Annotated in this window: 16 protein-coding genes; 9 read left to right on the forward strand and 7 right to left on the reverse strand. The window is 31.6% G+C overall.

Translation table 11 applies throughout. The annotated features are described in order from the left end of the window. Window positions 1–11: 11 nt before the first annotated feature. Both WG951_RS02450 and WG951_RS02455 read right to left on the reverse strand, forming a co-directional pair. Window positions 12–434: a hypothetical protein gene (locus tag WG951_RS02450; RefSeq protein ID WP_105048625.1), complete on the reverse strand. Its 423-nt coding sequence runs from the start codon at window positions 432–434 to the stop codon at window positions 12–14. Then, window positions 421–930: an RNA polymerase sigma factor gene (locus WG951_RS02455; RefSeq protein ID WP_105048626.1), complete on the reverse strand. Its 510-nt coding sequence runs from the start codon at window positions 928–930 to the stop codon at window positions 421–423. Before WG951_RS02455 ends, WG951_RS02450 begins: the two co-directional genes overlap by 14 nt. Window positions 931–1,078: 148 nt before the next feature. On the opposite strand from WG951_RS02455, the gene WG951_RS02460 reads away from it, so the two are divergent. Further along, window positions 1,079–2,545, forward strand: coding sequence for a S41 family peptidase (locus WG951_RS02460; RefSeq protein WP_105048627.1), 1,467 nt, complete (start codon window positions 1,079–1,081; stop codon window positions 2,543–2,545). A gap of 842 nt (window positions 2,546–3,387) precedes the next feature. On the opposite strand, the gene WG951_RS02465 is transcribed toward WG951_RS02460, so the two are convergent. Both WG951_RS02465 and WG951_RS02470 read right to left on the reverse strand, forming a co-directional pair. Continuing rightward, window positions 3,388–3,936 (reverse strand): REP-associated tyrosine transposase, encoded by a 549-nt coding sequence (locus WG951_RS02465; protein ID WP_105048628.1) that lies wholly within the window; start codon window positions 3,934–3,936, stop codon window positions 3,388–3,390. 149 nt (window positions 3,937–4,085) lie between these two features. Continuing rightward, window positions 4,086–5,045, reverse strand: coding sequence for a patatin-like phospholipase family protein (locus WG951_RS02470; protein WP_105048629.1), 960 nt, complete (start codon window positions 5,043–5,045; stop codon window positions 4,086–4,088). Window positions 5,046–5,091: 46 nt separating this feature from the next. Between WG951_RS02470 and WG951_RS02475 the strand changes: the two genes are divergently transcribed. Together WG951_RS02475 and WG951_RS02480 are read left to right on the forward strand one after the other, a co-directional pair. Next, window positions 5,092–6,144: a WD40/YVTN/BNR-like repeat-containing protein gene (locus WG951_RS02475; RefSeq protein ID WP_105048630.1), complete on the forward strand. Its 1,053-nt coding sequence runs from the start codon at window positions 5,092–5,094 to the stop codon at window positions 6,142–6,144. A 267-nt stretch (window positions 6,145–6,411) separates the two neighbouring features. After that, the gene (locus tag WG951_RS02480) at window positions 6,412–7,329 is read left to right on the forward strand and encodes an outer membrane beta-barrel protein (protein WP_105048631.1); all 918 of its coding nucleotides are present in this window, start codon (window positions 6,412–6,414) and stop codon (window positions 7,327–7,329) included. A 97-nt stretch (window positions 7,330–7,426) separates the two neighbouring features. Here WG951_RS02480 and WG951_RS02485 read toward each other — a convergent pair whose 3' ends face one another. From WG951_RS02485 to WG951_RS02495, 3 genes are all read right to left on the reverse strand, one after another. Continuing rightward, window positions 7,427–7,975: a dual specificity protein phosphatase family protein gene (locus WG951_RS02485; protein ID WP_105048632.1), complete on the reverse strand. Its 549-nt coding sequence runs from the start codon at window positions 7,973–7,975 to the stop codon at window positions 7,427–7,429. Window positions 7,976–8,125: 150 nt separating this feature from the next. Further along, a complete protein-coding gene (locus tag WG951_RS02490) occupies window positions 8,126–8,413 on the reverse strand; it encodes a CBU_0592 family membrane protein (protein ID WP_105048633.1) in 288 nt (95 codons plus the stop codon). Window positions 8,414–8,537: 124 nt separating this feature from the next. Continuing rightward, a complete protein-coding gene (locus WG951_RS02495) occupies window positions 8,538–9,401 on the reverse strand; it encodes a helix-turn-helix domain-containing protein (protein ID WP_105048634.1) in 864 nt (287 codons plus the stop codon). A gap of 200 nt (window positions 9,402–9,601) precedes the next feature. Between WG951_RS02495 and WG951_RS02500 the strand changes: the two genes are divergently transcribed. The 6 genes from WG951_RS02500 (at window position 9,602) to WG951_RS02525 (ending at window position 17,922) form a co-directional block, all read left to right on the forward strand. Next, a complete protein-coding gene (locus tag WG951_RS02500; protein ID WP_245893493.1) occupies window positions 9,602–10,015 on the forward strand; it encodes an HYC_CC_PP family protein in 414 nt (137 codons plus the stop codon). A gap of 109 nt (window positions 10,016–10,124) precedes the next feature. Further along, complete coding sequence (locus WG951_RS02505; RefSeq protein WP_105048635.1) at window positions 10,125–14,081, forward strand: efflux RND transporter permease subunit; 3,957 nt, start codon at window positions 10,125–10,127, stop codon at window positions 14,079–14,081. A gap of 39 nt (window positions 14,082–14,120) precedes the next feature. Further along, window positions 14,121–14,474 carry a four helix bundle protein gene (locus WG951_RS02510; protein ID WP_105048636.1) on the forward strand — a complete coding sequence of 118 codons (354 nt, stop codon included), beginning with the start codon at window positions 14,121–14,123 and terminating at the stop codon, window positions 14,472–14,474. Continuing rightward, window positions 14,474–15,712, forward strand: a complete 1,239-nt coding sequence (locus tag WG951_RS02515; protein WP_105048637.1) for a TolC family protein — start codon at window positions 14,474–14,476, stop codon at window positions 15,710–15,712. The genes WG951_RS02510 and WG951_RS02515 overlap by 1 nt, the downstream gene beginning before the upstream one ends. Before the next feature lie 3 nt (window positions 15,713–15,715). After that, complete coding sequence (locus tag WG951_RS02520) at window positions 15,716–17,494, forward strand: efflux RND transporter periplasmic adaptor subunit (RefSeq protein WP_105048638.1); 1,779 nt, start codon at window positions 15,716–15,718, stop codon at window positions 17,492–17,494. 35 nt (window positions 17,495–17,529) lie between these two features. Next, window positions 17,530–17,922 carry a heavy-metal-associated domain-containing protein gene (locus WG951_RS02525; RefSeq protein ID WP_105048639.1) on the forward strand — a complete coding sequence of 131 codons (393 nt, stop codon included), beginning with the start codon at window positions 17,530–17,532 and terminating at the stop codon, window positions 17,920–17,922. Window positions 17,923–17,992: the final 70 nt, after the last annotated feature.

A 17,992-nucleotide genomic window follows, 5' to 3' on the forward strand; every position in this document is an offset into this window, starting at 1 on the left:
ATCTACTTGGTTTATTTTAAGATCTTGTTTACGGTGTTCTCATAAGTATATAAGGTGGCAACGGCTTTTTCTCCTTTTTTAAGGTTTGCAGATAAAAGTCTTAACCCTTTACTTATTTGATCGAATTGTTTTTTTGCTTGGTATCTATCGTATTCATTTTTACCAATAAATACACTAAATAATAAGACTACTGATGCTGCTACAGATAACCATTTTAAGTTTCTCTTTTTAGATTTCTTAGGTTCTAACTGAATGGTTTTTGTAAAAGTTTCTTCTTTGCTAATAGCAAAATAATTAAACATGAACTCATATTCTTGCAAGTGTGGTGCAACATTACCTCCTGTAAAATAGTTTCTTAAGGTTGTTTCTTCTTGCAAAGACGTTTCCGCGTTTTCGTATTTTTCTACTAATTTTTCTATGTTAGCTAACTCCATAGTTATGTTTTTTAATTAATTGTTCTCTTATTGTTTTTCTTGCTCTAGATAAGGCCACTCTAACTGCTGTTGGTTTCATATCTACCATTTTACAGATTTCATCAAAATCATATTGTTCAATATCTCTTAACTGAATAATAATTTTTTGTTGCTCTGGCAAGTTTTCTATCAATTGGTGTACTTGGTTTACACTGTCTCGATGTTCTACTTGTTTATCTAAAGACGTATCTTTTTCTTTATAATTACTGTGTATTAATGTTAAATTACTTGCCTGCTTCGATTTTAAACGATCATAACAATAATTTTTAGTCATGGTCATTGCAAATGCTTCAACATTTTTATAATCAGCAATCTTCTCTTTACTTTTCCACAATTTAAATAACAACTCTTGCGTAGCATCTTCAGCTTCTTCTGTAGAAACTAAAAGTCTTTTTGCTAAACGAAAGACCTTGTCTTTAAACGGTAAAACAACTTTTAAAAAGTCTGACTGTTTCATTTGGTTTGGTTGATTTTTTTGTTGCAAACAGATCTTTATTATCGGGTTTACATAATTAAGACGATACAACATTTATTTTGTTACAACATATTTTAATAATAATACTATTTCTGTTTATATTGCGTTCTCTTTTATAAATAAAAAATATATGAAGTTAACATTTCTCCCTAGAATACTAGTCGTTTTTATAATTTCTGCGCTTTTTTACAATTGCTCTAAGACAGAAGATAACATACCTAAAGATATAGAAGTACAAGACTTTGTTTGGCGAGGTTTAAATGCATTTTATTTATGGCAAAGTGATAAACCAGATTTGGCTGATTTTCGTTTTAACAATCAAAATGAATTAAATGAGTACTTAAAAGGTTTTTCATCACCAGAAGACTTATTCGAAAATTTATTAAACAGACCATCAGATCGTTTTTCTTGGATTGTTGATGATTATGTTGCTCTAGAAAATGCTTTTCAGGGAATTACAGAAAGCAACGGAATGGATTTTTCGCTATTTTTTGAAAACGGAAGTGCTACCAATGTTTATGGTGTGGTAAGATATGTAGTGCCTGGTTCTGATGCAGAAACACAAGGTGTTTTAAGAGGCATGGTTTTTAATAGTGTTGGTGGATCTCAAATTACAGTTACTAATTATATGGATTTATTATTTGGTGCAAATACAGATTACACCATTAATTTAGCCGATTTTAACGGTGGAAATCCTACATCAAACGGAACTTCTATTACCTTATCTAAATCTCAATTACAAGAAAACCCAATAGCACTTACCAAAACGTTTACAGAAGGTGGTAAAAAAATTGGATACTTATTGTACAATCAATTTGCAAGTTCTTTTGACGGACAATTAAATGCTGCTTTTGCAAATTTTAAAGCAGAAGCCATTAACGAATTAATTATAGATTTACGTTACAATGGTGGTGGTTCTGTACAAACAGCCACTTATTTAGGTAGTATGATTGCTACAGAGCCTAATACAGCCGTTTATTCTCAACAAGTATGGAATGAGAAAGTAATGGAAAACAATAATGCTAGTGATTTTTTAAATTACTTTACAGACAATATTACAAATACAGATCAAAATGGTAATGTTATTTTAGACGAACCTATTAATAGTTTGGGGCTTTCTACCGTTTATTTTATTGTTACAGAAGATACAGCTTCTGCGTCTGAATTGGTTATAAATGCCTTAAGTGCTTATATTGATGTAAATTTAGTAGGTACACAAACCGTAGGAAAACAAGTAGGTTCTATTACTTTATATGATTCTGAAGATTATAGAAGAAATGGTGCAGACTTAAACACCAATCATACCTACGCTATGCAACCGATTGTATTAGAAATAAAAAATGCAAATGGAGAAAATAATCCTAACGGATATACCCCAGAGGTTGAACTTGCAGAAGATTTTGGGCAAATTTCTGGTAACGTTAACTTAGGTGTTTTAGGTGATGTTACAGAACCTTTATTAGAAAGAACAATTAATTATATTGTTTCAGGATCTAAATCTACTGGTAAATCTGTTATTTCTATTAAAAAAGAACAACTTACTAATTCTAAGTTACAAAAACCTTTTGCAAACGAAATGTATGTAGATTTAAAGTAATTAAAATGATACCTATAAAAAAAAATCCAGTTTTAAACTGGATTTTTTTATGCTAATAAGTTTATCTTTATAGTTGTTATTTTTTATAAGCTAACGCGTCTGCTAGCGCGAGGGTCTCGCTCGTGCTTACGCAGTAATCTAATTCAAATCAATCTCTAAAATTGTTGAATAATTATTACCGTAATTTCTTACGCTATTTCATTTCTAGTCTAATACGTCTATCCAATTTATTATAATAAAACCAATTAAATAAGCGCCAGATTTTTCTTCAAATTTATATTTTCTAATCATTTGTATGTTGTTTATGCTATTTATTTATATGGATATTGCACGAGCGGGACGCTCACGCTAGCGGAGATTATTTATTGAAAAGATAATTTGTTCAACTAACGCGAGCTTCCTGCGATTTTAGAGTGGTTATTTTATTAAAAATTTTGATTAAAGTTTGTTATCGCTAGCGCGAGGGTCTCGCTCGTGCTTACGCAGTAATCTAATTCAAATCAATCTCTAAAATTGTTGAATAGTTATTACCGTAATTTCTTACGCTATTTCATTTCCAGTCTAATACGTCTATCCAATTTATTATAATAAAACCAATTAAATAAGCGCCAGATTTTTCTTCAAATTTATATTTTCTAATCATTTGTATGTTGTTTATGCTATTTATTTATGTGGATATTGCACGAGCGGGACGCTCACGCTAGCGGAGATTATTTATTAAAAAGATAATTTATTCGACTAACGTGAGCTTCCTGCGATTTTAGAGTGGTTATTTTATTAAAAATTTTGATTAAAGTTTATTATCGCTAGCGCGAGCGTCTCGCTCGTGCTTACACAGTAATCTAATTCAAATCAATCTCTAAAATTGTTGAATCGTCATTCCCATAATTTCTAGCACTACTATATTTCCAATCTATAGGATCAGTTACAAATCCGGTTTCTACAGGATTATGATGTATGTATTTTAGTTTTTGTTCAAATACTTTTAGTGACCAAATCTCAATAGGATGATTATGTTGTTGCCAAAACTGTTTATGGGTAATATTACTATTCTTTTTTCCTGCTCGCTCAAACATCCAAAGCATCCATTTTTTTCTACTTTCTTGTGGATTCTCTTCAATTGCTTTCAACATTTTTTTTGAAGTAAACCCTTTAAAATCTCGAATTAATCCCGAAGGATTATTTAATGCAGAACGAAAAATTAAATGAATATGACTTGGCATAATACAATATCCATAGATTTCCATTCCTTTATGCTTTCTACAATAATCTAAAGACTCTATAATACACCAAAAATAAGCGTCTCTTGTAAATACATCTATCCAGTTTATGGTAGCAAAACTAATAAAATAAGCTCCAGATTTTTCTCTAAATTTATATTTCCTGCTCATTTGTATGTTGTTTACGCTATTTTTTTATGTGGATATTGCACGAGCGAGACGCTCGCGCCAGCAAAGGAGGAATGTCTTGAAATTGTTTTATTCTGCTAGCGCGAGCGTCCCGCTCGTACTCACACAGTAATCTAATTCAAATCGATCTCTTATGATAAATTTTCATCAACTTCTACATCTATTTCTTGATCTGTTAAAACATCTGGTCTAAACTCACTCATTAATTCTTCTTGTTTAGATTTTGCATATTTATAACCAGATTTCCACCATTTACGCATTAAAGTTTCATCAAAAACTAAAGAATTAGTCGTTAAAACAGTGGGTGTATAATATAGGTTTAGTTTAATATCTTTATTGGTTGCCGCCAATTTACCAATAGTAATATTATGACGTTCTACATGGGTTAACATAAAATCGAACACATCAAACAATAAAGAAAAAGGATTGGTTGCTGGTAATCTATTAAACTGCGTTACTTCTGTTTCTAAAATAATGGCATCAATTTCTGTTGCTCCGCGTAAAATTGCTTCTCTAATAGGTACTAAAGACCCAAAACCACCATCTGCATATTGACAATTGTTTTTTTCTAACAAACTCATAAAAGGCACATAGTTACAAGAACCCCAAATCCAATCGCAAAAATCATCATAAGTACATTCGTTTATAGATTTATACTCAATTTGATTTGCCGTTAAATTAGAAACAGTAACCACAACCTCTTTATTGTTTTTTCTAATTTCTTCATACATTTCACGGGTAATCTTCTTTCTAATTAAAGTACGTAGATTTTTACTTTCCCCAAAGGTTTTTCTTCCATTTAAAAAATTCCAAAAAGTATTTAAGTGGCGAATGCTAATTACTTTTTCTCCGGCTACTTTTTTAATTTGAAAAGGATTATTACTAAAAATAGTTTTCTGATTTACATTGGTATATAATTCTTTTAAATCATCTAATCTCCCTAAAGCCAAGTGAGACACCATTAAACTACCTGTAGAGGTACCTATAAACAAATCATAATCTTTATTTTCTTTTTTCATTAAGTATTGCGCAACTCCACCTGCAAATGCTCCTTTACTCCCTCCTCCAGAAATTACCAACGCTTTTTTCATTATCTAAAAATGATTTGTTTAATTTAGTCCTATAAAAGTATCAAAAATGAAGAGAATAATCATATTTATTTTTGCTTTCCTATTTTTAATCTCTTGTAAAGAAGATTATCAACCTAGAGAAATCAATACAATTAACGTAAAAGAGTATCCAATAGATAGTGTTAGCATTCGTGCAATTTATGCTATAAATGAATTTGAAGTAATGTATGCAGGTTCTAATGGTACCATCGGTTACTTTTCGGATGTGGAAACTTCTAAATTAAAACCAATGGTATTAGATATTAAGTATCAAGATTCTATTCGCCCAAATTTTAGAAGTATCGCTTCTAACGGAAAAGCCGTTTTTGCTTTAAGTATTGCAAATCCTGCCTTATTATATCGCATATTTGATGGAAAAGCTACCTTACAATATACCGAAAATCACGAAAAAGTATTTTATGATGCCTTACAGTTTTTTGATGACAATTTACACGGAATTGCAGTGGGAGATCCTACAGAGAATTGTGCTTCTATTCTTTTAACTTCGGATGGAGGAAATACTTGGCACAAAATTCCGTGTTCTAAATTACCCGTTTTTGATGAAGGTGAAGCTTTTTTTGCCGCCAGTAATACCAATATTAAAACTATAGGAAGTTCGGTTTGGATTGCTTCTGGAGGAAATAAAGCACGTATTTTAAAATCTGATAATTTTGGGGATACTTGGCAAGTTATTGAGACACCAATTGTGCAAGGTTCTGGGCCACAAGGAATCTATTCTATTGATTTTGTTGATAATAAAAACGGAATAGCCATTGGTGGAGATTACTCAAAACCGCTAGAGAACAAGGCAAACAAAGCGATTACAAAAGATGGTGGCCTTACTTGGACTTTAGTTGCAGATAACCAAACCCCTAATTACAAAAGCTGTGTACAATATGTACCCAACACCAATGGTAAAGAGGTTTTTGCTGTGGGTAAAACCGGAATTTCATATTCTAATAATGGCGGTTTAACTTGGGTAAATGTTAGCAAAGAAGCCTATTATTCCATTCAGTTTGTAGATAGAAATATTGCGTGGTTATCTGGTAATAACAAATTAGGAAAACTAATTTTAAAATAAAAAACTACAAGGGGTATTTTTAAATTTTTATCCACTTTTTATTGGCATCATTTTTAATATTTTTTTTCAAAAAAAAAGGAGTTCATGTAGTTCAAAATCTTTACCTTTAATATACGTAATCAATCTTATTAAAAAAGTATATTTGCCGTCGATTTAAATTTGTGGCACTACTAAATACTGCTGTCCCCTTAACAAACGGATGTAATAGTAGTATGTTTTTAGCGTTCATTTTTTTTTATAATACAAATCATTTAAAAACAATTTATTATGAAACAATTAATTACAGTTTTAGCTGCTATTTTAATTAGCACAATTACTTATGGTCAGTTTCAAATTTCTGCAAGTACTGGATATTCTATGAGCAGTGCCGGAATGAAACTAGGAGAAAAAATTAATACGTCAGGAATCGAAAATACCTACGGAAGTTATGGTGAAGGTTTAAATTTTCAAGTAAGAGGAACCTATTATTTTACCAATAAATTTGGAATAGACTTAGCCCTTGGGTATTTAAGAGGTGCGGACAAAACCGTTTCTGAAGTTAATATCCCAAATACAAGTATTGATGCCATTGCAAGAGCACGTGCTTTTGGTGCAGCAACTTCTATGGTATATAAGTTTACAGATAATTTTTACGGACGTTTAGGTGCTTTGGTAAAAGTTGGGGGAAAAACAGAAGCTGTTGTGTATAGTAAATCAGTTTTTAGTGATGCACAAGCTGATGGTCAAGGATTACCTAGAGGGTCTTATTCTGAAACCAATTATGTAGAAGATTACCACGGTCATTTTCCATTAGGTGTTGTGGCTGCTTTGGGGTACGAAATAAATTTAACAAACAACCTTAACCTTTTTGTAGAAGCAGAATATTATGGCATCAGTTTAAAACGTAAAGATTCTGAAATTACAGAATTTAATACAGATATTGTTTTACCTGATGGTACAGTTGCTAAAAGTGGTTTATACACTTTAGACAACTTACCAAAACCGACTACTAATAATGAAAATAATGTTTTCTTATCAACAACATATGTAGATAAAATATCGCCTGCAGAAGCACAAGCCCAAGAACAGGCAATTGAGGCAGGGGATTCATCTCATTCAACAGAATTATCACAAAAAGTACCTTATTCTTCTTTTGGTATTAACTTTGGTATTACTTACAAATTTAAAAATGCCGCTAAAAAATAATTATTTTCACTAGTTAAGAATACCCAAGTGTTATAATTCGTTATAATGCTTGGGTGTTTTTTTTTAGAACAGATTGCTCAGTTATAAGTGCTGTTTGCTAGGTAATTGCTAACTTCTTTTTCATTTTTTGGATGTCTAAATTTCTTAATAAGACCAATAAATTGGGATATCTATGCTTATGATATCCTAAATCATCTATTAGAAACTCTTTAATTGCTTGCTCTTTAGACCAGTTATCCATCACCATTCTGTAAGCCGCAATAATTGTTCCTGTTCTATCAGATCCATGCCAGCAATGTACTAAAACAGGTTGTTTAGCATTTTTTATCACACGTAGTGCATTTAAAATATCTTCTTCATTTAACTGTTTAGTTTTAATAGAATGATGCACCAAATTAAAATTAAAATCTGCTGCTTTTTTGGTATTATTTCTAAGACGTCTTAAATTAAGCACCGTCTTTACTCCCATCAATTCTATTTCTTTAAACCCTTTTTTACTGGGTTGTTCTGCTCGGTACAAACCATCATTAATCTTATAAAGGTTTTTAAAATGCTTTGAGGCTACCTTTTTTAAAGGTGTTTCTTGCGCATTATGAGTATGTACAATTCCCAAACACAGTAAAACGAGTAGTGTTAATTTTTTCATTCTTATTATTTTGATTGTAGTTAATCAAAAACGATGCTAAACTTGTTTTTAACATTAAATAATTTAAGTTAACAATAGCGCACCTACTATTTAAAACAAAAAAAAAGACAACCAAATGGTTGTCTTTTTAATATTTAATTGCGTGCTATTTTAGTATCTAAAAAAACGCTTTGTAATTACTTTATGATGATTAAAAACACGTTCTTTTCTTTTGGTTCTGTATAAAGTAAACGTTGCCATTACACTCCATATTAAATTAGATACAAAAGACGGTATGGCATTATAATAATAACAATTAATAGCTATTAAAAGGGCTCCAAATAAATTTAAATATTTAGAATAATTTACATATTTATTGTTTTCTACGAGTGTTAACCCGTAAGCAAGAATTAAAAAGCCCGATCCAGACCATCCTAATACATCAATTAACAATTTCATTTCTTTTAATTTTTATCAATAATTGTGATTGTAACATGCCGCAAATTTGCAGCAACACAATAAATATTTTATGATAAAAAAGCAGCTATAAATGGTAATTTTTGGCCGTTATATAAAAAGAAAATTAAAATCGATTTCTAAACTCTTTAGGCGTAATGGTTTGATGTTTTTTAAAAAATTTTACAAAATTAGTAGGTTCCTCAAAACCCAGTGTATATCCTATTTCTTTTACACTATCAGTGGTATGTATAAGCAATCGTTTGGCTTCTAATAAGATTCTGGCATCTATCATTTGTTTTGGTGTAATTGCCATTATTTTTAAAGTTGCACTACTTAAACGCTTTTGAGTAACATTTAATTGAAGTGCATATTTGCTAACCGATTTTTGTTCTTTAAAATGTTTATCTAGCAAGTCTCTAAAGTTAATAACGCATTCTAAATCTGTTCCTTTATTAATTTGTGTGCTATTTTGATTTTGTCGTTCTCTTTCTGATAAAAGCAACAAATTTTGAAGATAATTTCTAAGAATATCCGATTGATAATTATCTGAATTGGTTGTTAATTCTGTTTCTATTAAGTTAAAAAAACTAGTAAAAATAGGCGTTAAATCATGTACTTCAATGGTAGAAATGGTGTATAAATCATTAAAAAGCATACTACTTCTTAAAAACTTAGTATCATAATCCGTTTTACAAAAAAAGTTATCTGTAAATAAAAGCGCAATGCCTTCTATAGGCTCTGAAGCATCAAAACATTGCACGCTGTTTTTATCAACGAATAAGATAGAATTTGGTTGTATTTTAATAGGATTAAAATCTACGATATGTGTAGGGCTTCCTTTTTTAAACCATATAATTTGATAAAAATCTGCTCTGTGTGGTATCGTTAAATCATCAAAATAATTGGTATATAATTCTGCTAAGTTTACAAGCTCAAATTCATGAGGTAATCCTTTTTTAAAAACATATTTTTTAATTTCCGAAATCACTTTTTAAATCATTAATTACGATAACAAATGTATGTTATTTTGAATCAAAAAAAATAATTGTTTTTTGTTAATAGAACCAATATTAGAGAGACTTACCATTAATCTAAAATTTAATTTTAGTATCTTAAATTTAAAAAAGATATTTAATTAACACAATTTTAAATACTTCTTAGAAATAATTCTTAAATTTGTATTTAATTATGAAACAAGTATCCCATAAAATAATGTCTTTTGTTATGGCAATTGTAGTGTTATTCTCTACAATGTCTTTTACTGTGAGCATGCATTATTGTGGAGAAACTTTAGTAGAAACTGCTATGTTTCATAAAGCAGAAGGTTGCGGCATGGAAATGCAAAAACCTGCCACCAAAGATTGTTCAATTACAAAAAAAGATTGCTGTAATGATGAACAAATAGTTGTAGATGGTCAAGACGAATTACAACTACAAGTAGATACTATTTCTTTTGAACAACAACTTTTTATAGCTTCATTTGTTTACACGTATATCAACCTTTTTGAAGGTTTAGAAAATAATGTATCTTCATACGAAGAATATCGATCACCTCTCATAGACAAAGAACTCTTTAAGCTAGACGAGACTTATTTAATCTGATTTTTTTAACAATAGTATGTTTTATCCTGTGATGTATTTCATTAGGATAATTTCTTGTATTCGATGTTTTTCTAACATCACTTTCTAATTGTTTTAAATATCAGGCTTTATGCTAAATAAGATTATTAAATATTTAATAGAAAATAAAATCGTAGCGGTTTTATTATTGGTCCTTTTTATAGGATGGGGAACTGTAAACGCTCCTTTTAATTGGGATACTGGTTTTTTACCAAGTAATCCTGTGGCTGTAGATGCCATTCCGGATATTGGCGAAAACCAACAAATTGTATTTACAAAATGGGATGGTCGTTCTCCACAAGATATAGAAGATCAAATAACCTATCCGCTCACCTCTTCTCTATTGGGTATTCCAGGAGTAAAAACCATTCGTAGTTCATCGATGTTTGGTTTCTCTAGTATTTATATCATTTTTGAAGAAGACATTGAGTTTTATTGGAGCAGAAGTAGAATTTTAGAAAAACTAAACTCCTTACCTAGCAATTTATTACCAGACGGAATTAACCCTACTTTAGGACCAGATGCCACAGGATTAGGGCAGATTTATTGGTACACTTTAGAAGGCCGTGATAAAGATGGAAACGTAACTGGTGGTTGGGATTTACAAGAATTACGCAGCATACAAGATTACTATGTAAAATATGGTTTGTCTTCTGCTAGTGGTGTATCCGAAGTGGCTTCTATTGGTGGTTATGTACAAGAATATCAAATTGATGTGAATCCAGAACTGATGCGCCAATACAATATTGGGTTAAACCAAGTTGTAAAAGCCGTTAAAGACAGTAATAAAGATATTGGCGCACAGACTTTAGAAATCAATAAAGTTGAATATTTAGTCCGTGGTTTAGGCTATGTAAAATCTATTGAAGATATAGAAAATGCAGTGGTTACTTCTAAAGATTTTACGGCTATTAAAATTAAAGATATTGCCAAAGTAACTTTAGGTCCTGCCGCTAGACGCGGGATATTAGACAAAGAAGGTGCAGAAGTTGTTGGTGGTGTTGTAGTGGCAAGATATGGTGCAAACCCTATGGAAGTAATTACGAATGTAAAAGCCCAAATAGAAGAATTAAAAGGAGGTTTACCTTCTAAAGTTTTAGCAGACGGACGTACATCGCAATTAACAATCGTTCCTTTTTATGATCGATCAGAATTAATTGTAGAAACTTTAGACACGCTTAGTGAAGCATTGACTCTTGAAATCTTAATTACTATTTTGGTAATTATTGTGATGGTTTTTAATTTAAGAGCTTCTATTTTAATTTCTGGCTTGTTACCTGTAGCTATTTTAATGGTGTTTGTAACCATGAAACTCTTTAATGTGGACGCCAATATTGTGGCATTATCTGGTATTGCCATCGCTATTGGTACCATGGTTGATGTTGGCGTTATTCTCGCCGAAAACATGATTCGCCATCTCGACGAGGAAAGTGAAAAGTGGAAAGTGAAGAGTGAAAAGGTAAAAGTGGAAAGTGAAAATGAACGCGATAATGTCATTCCGACAGAACGAGGTACGGGTGGCGAGGAATCTCAGAACAACAAACTATCTATAAACGAAGTTATTTACAACGCTACTGCAGAAGTTTCTGGTGCTATTTTAACTGCGGTTTTAACAACTATTATCAGTTTTGTGCCTGTATTTACAATGATTGGTGCCGAGGGTAAATTGTTTAGACCTTTAGCGTTTACAAAAACAATGGCGTTATCAGCGTCTTTAGTGATTGCTTTGTTTATAATTCCGCCTTTAGCAGCTTTTTTATTCCGTAAAACAACGCTAAAAAACTCGTTTAAATACATTGTAAGTGGTGTTTTAATTCTTGCTGGAATTGTAATTGTTATAAGTGGACATTATTTAGGTCTTATAGTAATCGCTTTCGGAATTTCTGCCTTATTAGGTGTTTTAGGAAAGCTAGATGCTAAAAAAGTCAATCTCCTTAATATCATTATTTCATCAATTGCCATTGTATTTCTATTGGCAGAATATTGGAGACCTTTAGGTTTTAATCGTAGTATTTTTATCAACCTTATTTTTGTGGCTATTATTTGCTTCGGAATTTTAGGAATATTCTCAATTTTCAGAAAATATTACGGACAAATTTTACAATGGGCTTTGGCGAACAAAATGTTGTTTTTAATGATTCCGATAACGGTTCTTATTTCTGGAATATACATTATGAAAAACACAGGTAAAGAGTTTATGCCTTCTTTAAATGAAGGTTCTTTTCTACTAATGCCAACATCTTTGCCACATGCTGGTGTAGCAGAAAACAAACGTGTGTTACAGCAATTAGATATGGCGGTTGCTACCATTCCGGAAATTGAAACGGTGGTTGGTAAAGCTGGTAGAACAGAGTCTTCTTTAGATCCTGCGCCTTTATCGATGTACGAAAACATGATTCAGTATAAACCGGAATACATGCGTAATTCCGAAGGAAAAAGACAACGCTATAAAGTAAATGCGGATGGTTTGTTTGAGTTAAAAACAAATGTCATTCCTTTCGAAATCAAGAATAAAGCGAGAAACATCTCGACTGCGCTCGATGTGACAAATAATATAAATGCTAATGACTTATTAGAATCGAAAATGAATGTCATTCCGACAGAGCAAGGAACGAGCGACGAGGAATCTCATAATCCTGCTAATAACAACAAAACAAAACGTTTTACTGCTGACGGAACATCTGTTGAAAACTCTCAATTAATAGAAGACAACGACGGAGAATTCTTTAGAAACTGGCGACCAGAAATTAAAAGTCCAGATGATATTTGGAAAGAAATTATTAAAGTTACCAAATTACCCGGTGTTACTTCTGCCCCAAAATTACAACCTATAGAAACCCGATTGGTGATGCTACAAACAGGTATGCGCGCACCCATGGGAATTAAAGTAAAAGGACAAGATTTAAAACAAATTGAAGCTTTTGGTTTAGAGTTAGAACGCTTTTTAAAACAAGCGGAAGGCGTTAAAATAGAAGCTGTTTTTGCGGATAGAATTGTTGGTAAACCTTATTTATTAATAGACATTGATAGAGAAAAAATAGCACGTTATGGCATTTCTATAGAGGATGTACAAAGTGTACTAAAAGTTGCCATTGGTGGTATGTCTTTAACCCAAACGGTTGAAGGTAGAGAACGTTATGGCGTTAGAGTGCGTTATCCTAGAGAATTACGTGGCAATCCAGAAGACATAAAAGACATTTATATTCCTGTAGAAAAAGGGAACCCTGTACCTTTAAGTGAATTAGCGACTATTAAATATGAACAAGGTCCGCAAGTGATAAAAAGTGAAGACACTTTTTTAGTGGGCTATGTTTTGTTTGATAAAATAGACGGTTTTGCAGAAGTTGATGTGGTTGAAAATGCACAAGCTTTATTTCAACAAAAAATAGATTCAGGAGAATTAACGGTTCCAAAAGGGATCAGTTATAAATTTACGGGTACTTATGAGAACCAACTAAGAGCAGAAAAAACATTAGCAGTTGTGGTGCCTTTAGCATTGGCTATTATTTTCTTGATACTGTATTTTCAGTTTAAATCTGTTACTACCTCATTAATGGTATTTACGGGAATTGCCGTGGCATTTGCAGGTGGTTTTATTATGATTTGGTTGTATGGACAAGATTGGTTCTTCAATTTTAGCTTCTTTGGTGAGAATATGCGAGATCTTTTCAATATGAAAACCATCAATTTAAGTGTTGCCGTTTGGGTTGGTTTTATTGCCTTATTCGGAATTGCAACAGACGATGGAGTTGTCATGGCAACTTACTTAACTCAGACTTTTGATCGTGAAAAACCATCAGATAAAATAAGCATTAGAGTTGCTGCATTAGAAGCCGCTAAGAAACGTATCCGTCCGTGTTTAATGACATCAGTAACTACTATTTTGGCATTATTACCCGTTTTAACATCCACAGGAAAAGGAAGTGATATTATGATTCCGATGGCTATACCGATTTTTGGAGGAATGGTTATAGACATTACCTCCTACTTTATCGTGCCGGTTTTATATAGCTGGAGAGAAGAAATGAAGTTAAAAGTGAAAAACTAATAATGAAAAGTTAAAAGTGAAAAGTGAAAAACTAAAATTATGGCTAAAAGTATTTTAAAAGATAAAAGTTATGCCTTTGCTATTTTAATTGTGAAATTATCTCAGTTACTAGTTACAGAAAAAAAGGAGTATGTGTTAAGTAAACAACTCTTAAGAAGCGGTACCGCTATTGGTGCATTAATTCGTGAGGCGGAATTTGCACAGAGTAAAGCTGATTTTATTCATAAAATGAGTATCTCTCTTAAAGAAGCAAATGAAACTTTGTATTGGATAGATTTATTAAAAGACACAAATTATATTGATAAACAACAACATGAAAATCATTATCAATTAAATAAAGAATTGGTAGCTATGTTGGTTAGTTCCATAAAAACATCAAAATCTAGATTGTAATGACGAATTCTATAAAAAAAGTACTGCATTTCATTATTTTTAGTTTTTCACTTTTCATTGTTCACTCTGTAAATGCACAAGAACTAGAAACTTACATTAACATCGCTTTAGAAAACAATCCTGAAATTCAGAAATTTGAGTTACAGTATCGAATTGCTTCAGAAAAAGTAAATGAAGTAAACACATTGCCAAATACAGAATTTAGTGCAGGTTATTTTGTATTAGAGCCAGAAACACGAACAGGAACACAGCGTTTTAAAGTATCAGCAAAACAAATGTTGCCTTGGTTTGGAACCATTACATCTCGTGAAAATTATGCGAGTTCTTTGGCCGATACAAAGTATGAAGATATTGTAATTGCCAAACGAAAATTAATGGTTTCCGTGTCACAATCATACTATAAATTATATGTAAACAAAGCCAAACAAGCTATTTTGGTTGAAAACAGCAAACTGCTTAAAACCTATGAAGCCTTAGCATTAACGTCTATTGAAGTCGGTAAAGCTTCTGCAGTAGATCTTTTTAGATTGCAAATGCGTCAGAATGAGTTAGAGCAATTAAGGTTGGTTTTAGAACAACAGTTTTTAACGGAACAAACTACTTTTAACAACCTTTTAAATAGAGAAAAAGGGATTAAAATTGATGTTGTAGATGCTTTGTTAATGCCTTCTAAAGATTTTGACATCAACACTAATAATTTAGACTTACACCCTGAATTATTAAAATACGACAAACTATTTCAGTCGGTAGCACAATCTGAATTAATGAATCAAAAAGAAAGTCAGCCTTCTTTTGGTTTTGGATTCGATTACATCAATATTCATGCAGGTCCAGACATCACTTTTAGTGAAAAAGGAAAAGATATTTTTATGCCAACGGTAGCCTTATCAATCCCTATTTTTAATAAGAAGTACAAATCGAAAACAAAGCAAAATGAGTTGCAACAACAAGAAATTGAAGCACAAAAACAAGAACGTTTAAACACTTTAGAAACCTTTTTAGAGAAAGCAATAAACGATCGTATTTCGGCAAGAATCACTTACAATACACAAGTTAAAAACTTAAAACAAGCTAAGGCAGCAGAAGACATTTTAATTAAAAGCTATGAAACCGGAACGATTGATTTTAATGACGTTTTAGACATTCAAGAATTGCAATTAAAATTTCAAATGAATCAGATTGAAGCAGTAAAAAACTACTATGTTCAAACCACAAACATCAATTATTTAATCAATTAAATTATGAAAAAATATATCATTTACATCGTTCTTTTAGCTCTTGGTCTCTCTTTAGGTTGGCTGCTTTTTGGAGGAAACACAGCACCTACAGAAACTGCGCACAAACATGATGCAGCTACAGAAACAAATAAAATGTGGACTTGCTCCATGCATCCTCAAATTATGCAACCAGAAGCAGGCGACTGTCCTATTTGTGGAATGGATTTAATTCCTGCTGCAAGCAGTGAAGAAGGATTGTTAGCAGATGAATTTAAGCTTTCTAAAAATGCCATGGCATTAGCGAACATACAAGTATCTATCGTTGGGGAAAATAGTTCTAATATTGATTCTGGGACTGTTTTATCAGGGAAAATTACAGAGAACGAAAACGAAACAGCCACTATGCCCGCTCACTTTAATGGTAGAGTAGAAAAATTATTTGTAAATTCTTTGGGAGAACGTGTTAAAAAAGGACAAGCCGTTGCACAAATTTATTCTCCAGAATTAATTGCAGCGCAACAAGAATTAATTACTGCGTATACATTAAAAGAATCGCAACCTCAATTGTACAAAGCTGTTAAAATTAAGTTCAAAAATTGGATGATTCATGGCGCGCAATTAACGGAAGTAGAACAAACAGGACACGTAAAAAATAGTTTTACCATATACTCACATGTAGCTGGGGTGGTTACAGAAATTGCCATCAATGAAGGTTCTCATATTATGGATGGGAAACCCATTTTTAAAGTATCTAATTTAAATACTGTTTGGGCAAATTTTGATGTGTATGAAAATCAAATTAGTCAATTTAAAGAAGGGCAAGATATTGTAATCACAACAAATGCTTATTCAAATAAAGAATTTAAAGGGAAAGTCGATTTTATTGATCCTATCTTAGATAGTAAAACAAGAACGGTAAATTTAAGAGTCGTGTTAAATAATAAAAACGATCTTTTTAAACCAGGAATGTTTGTAGAAGGCAAAATTAAAGGAATTGATTCTTCAACTAAAAAGGAAGTTTTATCCATACCTGCTTCGGCTGTTTTATGGACCGGAAAACGCTCTGTGGTCTATTTAAAAACAAACCCAAATGAACCTGTTTTTGAAATGCGTGAAATTACTGTAGGGAAACAAATAGGCGAAAATTATCAGGTTTTAGAAGGGCTAAATAATGGTGATGAAATTGTAACTAATGGAACCTTTACGGTAGATGCTGCTGCTCAATTACAAGGCAAAAAATCGATGATGAATAAAAAAGGTGGTAAAGTAATGACAGGTCATGAAGGACATATGGATATGAAAACCAATACTTCAGACACTAAGAAACCTTTAAATAAAAATGAAAGAATAGCCGTTTCTAAAGAGTTTCAAGATCAATTAAACATCGTTTTTAATACTTATATTGAATTAAAGAATGCTTTGGCAATAGATAATACTCAGAACCTTAAAAAGCAATCGAAACAATTATTAACTGATTTAGGGAAAGTAGATATGAAGTTATTAAAGAGTAAAAATGCACATCAGCATTGGATGCCTTTAGAAAAAGAACTAAAAGCAACTGCTAATTTAATTTCTAATACAGACGATATTAAAGTTCAAAGAACCTATTTTAAGAATTTATCATCAAATATGGCCACTGCGTTAGAAGTGTTTGGTATCCATGAAAAAGTATATCATTTGTACTGCCCAATGTCTGATAATAACAAAGGGGCTTATTGGTTAAGTAGAGAAGAAAAAGTAGTAAATCCTTATTTTGGAGGTACTATGTTAACCTGCGGAGAAGTAAAACAAGTAATAGAATAATAAAAAATTAAATACTAATAATTAAATCTAAATCAATGAAAAAAGTAATTTTAAGTTTAGCTATTATAGCTACAGTCGGTTTTACAAGCTGTAAAAACGAAACCAAACAAAAAACAAATACTACAGAAGTTTCTAAAGAAGTAGCAAACGCTACGCTAACTTTTGGAGTTAGAGGAAACTGTGGAATGTGTAAAAGCACCATTGAAAAAGCTGCCAATGCTGTAGAAGGTGTTGCTAATGCTAATTGGAGCATTGATGAAAAGAAAATAGAAGTATCTTTTGATGATACAAGAACCGATGCTACTGCCATTCATAAGGCTATTGCAGCTTCTGGTTATGATACAGAAAAAGAATCTGGAAGCGAAGACGCATACAAAGGTTTGCCTGCTTGTTGCCAATATGATCACGAAATGGCTATGAATCAATAAAATTGATTTTATAAAAAGCGTAAAAAACCTATCAATATAAATGATATTGATAGGTTTTTTTATGTTTTAA

This window comes from Polaribacter butkevichii (genome assembly GCF_038024105.1).
Classification (GTDB): domain Bacteria; phylum Bacteroidota; class Bacteroidia; order Flavobacteriales; family Flavobacteriaceae; genus Polaribacter; species Polaribacter butkevichii.

Excerpts from the sequence above, each read along its gene's own strand:
- WG951_RS02450 (WP_105048625.1), bottom strand. The coding sequence starts at position 434 with ATGGAGTTAGCTAACATAGAAAAATTAGTAGAAAAATACGAAAACGCG.
- WG951_RS02455 (WP_105048626.1), bottom strand. The coding sequence starts at position 930 with ATGAAACAGTCAGACTTTTTAAAAGTTGTTTTACCGTTTAAAGACAAG.
- WG951_RS02460 (WP_105048627.1), top strand. The coding sequence starts at position 1,079 with ATGAAGTTAACATTTCTCCCTAGAATACTAGTCGTTTTTATAATTTCT.
- WG951_RS02465 (WP_105048628.1), bottom strand. The coding sequence starts at position 3,936 with ATGAGCAGGAAATATAAATTTAGAGAAAAATCTGGAGCTTATTTTATT.
- WG951_RS02470 (WP_105048629.1), bottom strand. The coding sequence starts at position 5,045 with ATGAAAAAAGCGTTGGTAATTTCTGGAGGAGGGAGTAAAGGAGCATTT.
- WG951_RS02475 (WP_105048630.1), top strand. The coding sequence starts at position 5,092 with ATGAAGAGAATAATCATATTTATTTTTGCTTTCCTATTTTTAATCTCT.
- WG951_RS02480 (WP_105048631.1), top strand. The coding sequence starts at position 6,412 with ATGAAACAATTAATTACAGTTTTAGCTGCTATTTTAATTAGCACAATT.
- WG951_RS02485 (WP_105048632.1), bottom strand. The coding sequence starts at position 7,975 with ATGAAAAAATTAACACTACTCGTTTTACTGTGTTTGGGAATTGTACAT.
- WG951_RS02490 (WP_105048633.1), bottom strand. The coding sequence starts at position 8,413 with ATGAAATTGTTAATTGATGTATTAGGATGGTCTGGATCGGGCTTTTTA.
- WG951_RS02500 (WP_245893493.1), top strand. The coding sequence starts at position 9,602 with ATGAAACAAGTATCCCATAAAATAATGTCTTTTGTTATGGCAATTGTA.
- WG951_RS02505 (WP_105048635.1), top strand. The coding sequence starts at position 10,125 with ATGCTAAATAAGATTATTAAATATTTAATAGAAAATAAAATCGTAGCG.
- WG951_RS02510 (WP_105048636.1), top strand. The coding sequence starts at position 14,121 with ATGGCTAAAAGTATTTTAAAAGATAAAAGTTATGCCTTTGCTATTTTA.
- WG951_RS02515 (WP_105048637.1), top strand. The coding sequence starts at position 14,474 with ATGACGAATTCTATAAAAAAAGTACTGCATTTCATTATTTTTAGTTTT.
- WG951_RS02520 (WP_105048638.1), top strand. The coding sequence starts at position 15,716 with ATGAAAAAATATATCATTTACATCGTTCTTTTAGCTCTTGGTCTCTCT.
- WG951_RS02525 (WP_105048639.1), top strand. The coding sequence starts at position 17,530 with ATGAAAAAAGTAATTTTAAGTTTAGCTATTATAGCTACAGTCGGTTTT.